The 4,540-nt window shown below is 64.6% G+C and carries 2 protein-coding genes; one reads left to right on the forward strand and one right to left on the reverse strand.

The features are described 5' to 3' along the window. Positions 1-3 precede the first annotated feature (3 nt). Complete coding sequence (locus E8E95_RS25290) at positions 4-1,524, reverse strand: aldehyde dehydrogenase family protein (protein WP_077522195.1); 1,521 nt, start codon at positions 1,522-1,524, stop codon at positions 4-6. Between the two features lie 315 nt (positions 1,525-1,839). On the opposite strand from E8E95_RS25290, the gene E8E95_RS25295 reads away from it, so the two are divergent. Next, a complete protein-coding gene (locus E8E95_RS25295) occupies positions 1,840-3,741 on the forward strand; it encodes a sigma-54-dependent Fis family transcriptional regulator (protein WP_280354787.1) in 1,902 nt (633 codons plus the stop codon). The last annotated feature ends 799 nt before the right edge of the window (positions 3,742-4,540 follow it).

A 4,540-nucleotide genomic window follows, 5' to 3' on the forward strand; every position in this document is an offset into this window, starting at 1 on the left:
GGATCAGAAGAAGCCCAGCGGGTTGATGTCGTAGCTCACCAGCAGGTTCTTGGTCTGCTGGTAGTGGTCGAGCATCATCTTGTGGGTTTCGCGGCCGACGCCGGACTTCTTGTAGCCCCCGAACGCGGCGTGCGCCGGGTACAGGTGGTAGCAGTTGGTCCACACGCGGCCGGCCTTGATGCCACGGCCCATGCGGTAGGCGCGGTTGATGTCGCGGGTCCACAGACCGGCACCCAGGCCGAACTCGGTGTCGTTGGCGATCGCCAGGGCTTCGGCTTCGTCCTTGAAGGTGGTGACGCCCACCACCGGGCCGAAGATTTCTTCCTGGAACACGCGCATCTTGTTGTGACCCTTCAGCAGGGTCGGCTGGATGTAGTAACCGGTAGACAGGTTGCCTTCCAGTTTTTCCACCGAGCCGCCGGTGAGCACTTCGGCGCCTTCCTGCTGGGCGATGTCGAGGTAGGAGAGGATCTTCTCGAACTGCTGCTGCGAAGCCTGGGCGCCGACCATGGTGTCGGTGTCCAGCGGGTCGCCACGCTTGATCGCTTTGACCTTCTTCATCACCTCGGCCATGAACGCCGGGTAGATGGATTCCTGCACCAGCGCGCGGGACGGGCAAGTGCAAACCTCACCCTGGTTGAAGAAGGCCAGTACCAGGCCTTCGGCAGCCTTTTCGATGAAGGCCGGCTCGGCCTGCATGATGTCTTCGAAGTAGATGTTCGGGCTCTTGCCGCCCAGCTCCACAGTGGAGGGGATGATGTTCTCGGCGGCGCACTTGAGGATGTGCGAACCCACCGGGGTGGAGCCGGTGAAGGCGATCTTGGCGATGCGCTTGCTGGTGGCCAGGGCCTCGCCCGCTTCCTTGCCGAAGCCTTGCACCACGTTGAGCACGCCGGCCGGCAGCAGGTCGCCGATGAGCTCCATCAGCACGGAAATACCCAGCGGCGTCTGCTCGGCAGGTTTCAGCACCACGCAGTTGCCGGCAGCCAGGGCCGGGGCCAGCTTCCAGGCGGCCATCAGCAGCGGGAAGTTCCACGGGATGATCTGGCCGACCACGCCCAGCGGTTCATGGATGTGGTAGGCAACCGTGCCTTCGTTGATCTCGGCGGCGCCGCCTTCCTGGGCGCGGATGCAGCCGGCGAAGTAGCGGAAGTGATCGACGGCGAGTGGGATGTCGGCGTTCAGGGTTTCGCGCACGGCCTTGCCGTTGTCCCAGGTTTCGGTGACGGCCAGGACTTCCAGGTTCTGCTCGATGCGGTCGGCGATCTTCAGCAGGATGTTCGAGCGATCCTGTACCGAGGTGCGACCCCAGGCATCGGCCGCGGCATGGGCGGCGTCCAGGGCTTTCTCGACGTCTTCGGCAGTGGAACGGGGGAATTCGGCAATCGGCTGGCCATTCACCGGAGAGGTATTGGTGAAGTACTGACCCTTGACCGGGGCGACGAACTCGCCACCGATGTAGTTGCCGTAGCGGGACTTGAAGGAAACGACAGCGCCGGGGGTACCGGGTTGGGCGTAACGCATGGTGTTTCTCCTGTCTCTTGTTTTGTTGGAGATAACGCAGGGTGGCGTATGTCTTCCATAGAGCAAGGGTTGGGCCATGGAGTGGAAAGCACCGTTCCAGAGCGGTTCTTGCGCCGCGCCCTTGGGGCACTGGCGGGCACGTGTGGCATGCCTGCCACAGTTGAGGGTGACACTTTGTCACGCATCTGGCACAGCAGGTGACCAGTGGGTCAGGGGGCCATTGCAAAGGCCCCTTTGCTGGAGGATGCTGCGTCGACGCGAATGCCGTTCCACGGCCCGGGCTGCCTCCCGGAAGCGCGCAGGAGAAGAACAACAATGCAGAATCCTCTCAGCCGTCACGCCCAACAAGTGATGACCCTGGCACAGGGGAAGGCACAGGCCAGTGGGCCGGCAGCCGACCCTTCGATTGCTCGCTCCTGGCTGCGCTGCCTGGAGGACCACCACCTCGATCCCTCCCAGCCGGTGGCGCCCACGGTGCTGGAGCACGGCCGCATGCTCGAATGCCGCGAGCGCATGCAGCAGGTGCTGGAAGTGGCCAACGGCGAGATGAACAATCTCTACCGGCAACTCTCCGGGGCCGGCCACGCGGTGCTGCTGACCGACGCCCGCGGGGTGATCCTCAACTGTGTCACCGCCCATGCCGAAAGACCCGCCTTCGAACGCGCCGGGCTCTGGTTGGGCGCCGACTGGAGCGAGTCCAGCGAGGGCACCAACGGCATCGGCACCTGCGTGGTGGAGCGCCAGGCGCTGACCATCCACCAGGACGAACATTTCCGCAGCCGCCATACCGGCCTCACCTGCTCCGCCAGCCCGGTGTTCGACCCGCAGGGCGAGCTGATGGCGGTGCTGGATGTGTCCTCCGCGCGGCACGATGTTTCGCGCCAGAGCCAATTCCACACCATGGCGCTGGTCAACCTCTCGGCGAAGATGATCGAGAGCTGCTATTTCCTGCGCCGTTTCGAAGGCAACTGGCTGCTGCGTTTCCACTTGCAGGCCGAGTACATCGGCCTGTTCAGCGAAGGGCTGCTGGCGTTCGATGGGGAAGGGCGTGTCAGTGCGGTGAACCAGAGCGCGATCAACCTGCTGGGCGTGCCTCGTGAACGCCTGATCGGCCAGCCCGTGGAAGCCTTCTTCGATTGCCGCCTCGACGATCTGCTCGGTCGCGCTACCCCGCAGCCGGTGACGAGCTGGCCGCTGCGTACGCGCAATGGCCGCTCCCTGTTCGCGGCCCTGCGCGGCGAATCGCGCAGCATTCCGCAACCGATTCCGCTGGAGCCGCCGAAGCCCACGCGCCCGGGTATCTGCCTGGGCGATGCTGCACTGCAGAACGACTTCCGCCGGGCGTTGCGCGTGTACGAACGCGATGTGCCGGTGCTGATCAATGGCGAAACAGGTTCCGGTAAGGAGGCCTTCGCCCGTGCATTGCACCAGGCCAGCTCCCGTGCCGAGCAGCCCTTCGTGGCGCTGAACTGTGCGGCGATTCCGGAAACCCTGATCGAGAGCGAGCTGTTCGGCTATCGCGGCGGCAGCTTCACCGGCGCCCGCAAGGAAGGCATGCGCGGCAAGCTGCAGCAGGCCGACGGCGGCACCCTGTTCCTTGACGAAATCGGTGATATGCCGCTGGCGCTGCAGACCCGCCTTCTGCGGGTGCTGGAGGAGCGCCAGGTAGTACCCATCGGCGGCGAGCCGCTGTCGGTCGATGTACGCATCATCAGCGCCACCCACCGCGAGCTGGAGGAGCGGGTACGCAGCGGAGGCTTCCGTGAGGACCTCTTCTATCGCCTCAACGGCCTGGTCCTCGACCTGCCGCCCCTGCGCGATCGCAGCGACAAGCCGGAGCTGCTGCACTACCTGCTGGCGGATGAGGCACGCGGGATGCGTATCGTCCTCACCGAAGAGGCTCGCCAGGCACTGCTCGACTATCACTGGCCGGGCAACGTGCGGCAGATGCGTAACGTGCTGCGGACCCTGGCGGCGCTGTGCGAGGACGGCATCATTCGCATGACAGACCTGCCGCGCGAGGTGTTACGAGCGGCGCCCACGGTCGTCGTACCGGAGCCGGTGGCGAGCCCACTGGGCGACGCCGAGCGCACCGCCTTGCTCAATGCGCTGGACAGCCAGCGCTGGCACATGACCCGCACCGCCGAGCAGCTCGGCATCAGCCGCAATACCCTGTATCGGAAGCTGCGCAAGCACGCTATCGCGACGCGGGGTTAGGCGTCGCGGAACTGTTGTAGGGGCGAATTCATTCGCCAACCGAAACGCAGGGCCGGCCTTCGAGATTGCAGGGGGATGCTTCGCTTCCCTTCGCGAATGAATTCGCCCCCACAGGGTTCGAGTCTCATTGGAGGCTGCGGGCTGCTGCTTGTTTGTGGGGGCGAATTCAATTCGCCAACCGGACCGCAGGGCCGGCCTTCGGGAATGCAGGGGGATGCTTCGCTTCCCTTCGCAAATGAATTCGCTCCCACAGGGTTCGAGTCTCACTGGAGGCTGCGGGCTGCTGCTCTTCGTGGGGGCGATTTCAATCGCTGACCGGACCGCAGGGCCGGCCTTTGGGCTTGCAGGGGGACGCTGCGCATCCCTTCGCGAATGAATTCGCCCCCACAGGGTTCGAGTCTCACTGGAGGCTGCGGGCTGCTGCTTGTTTGTGGGGGCGATTTCAATCGCTGGCCGGACCGCAGGGCCGGCCTTCGGGAATGCAGGGGGCTGCTTCGCTTCCCTTCGCAAATGAATTCGCTCCCACAGGGTTCGAGTCTCATTGGAGGCTGCGGGCTGCTGCTTGTTTGTGGGGGCGATTTCAATCGCTGACCGGACCTCAGGGCCGGCCTTCGAGATTGCCGGGGGATGCTTCGCTTCCCTTCGCGAATAAATTCGCCCCCACAGGGTTCGGGTTCCGCTGGAGGCTGCGAGATGCTGCTTCTTGTGGGGGCGATTTCAATCGCTGACCGGACCTCAGGGCCGGCCTTCGAGATTGCAGGGGGATGCTTCGCTTCCCTTCGCGAATGAATTCGCCCCC

Origin of the sequence: Pseudomonas sp. BN414, assembly GCF_029871275.1 — a bacterium.
Lineage (GTDB): Bacteria > Pseudomonadota > Gammaproteobacteria > Pseudomonadales > Pseudomonadaceae > Metapseudomonas > Metapseudomonas resinovorans_C.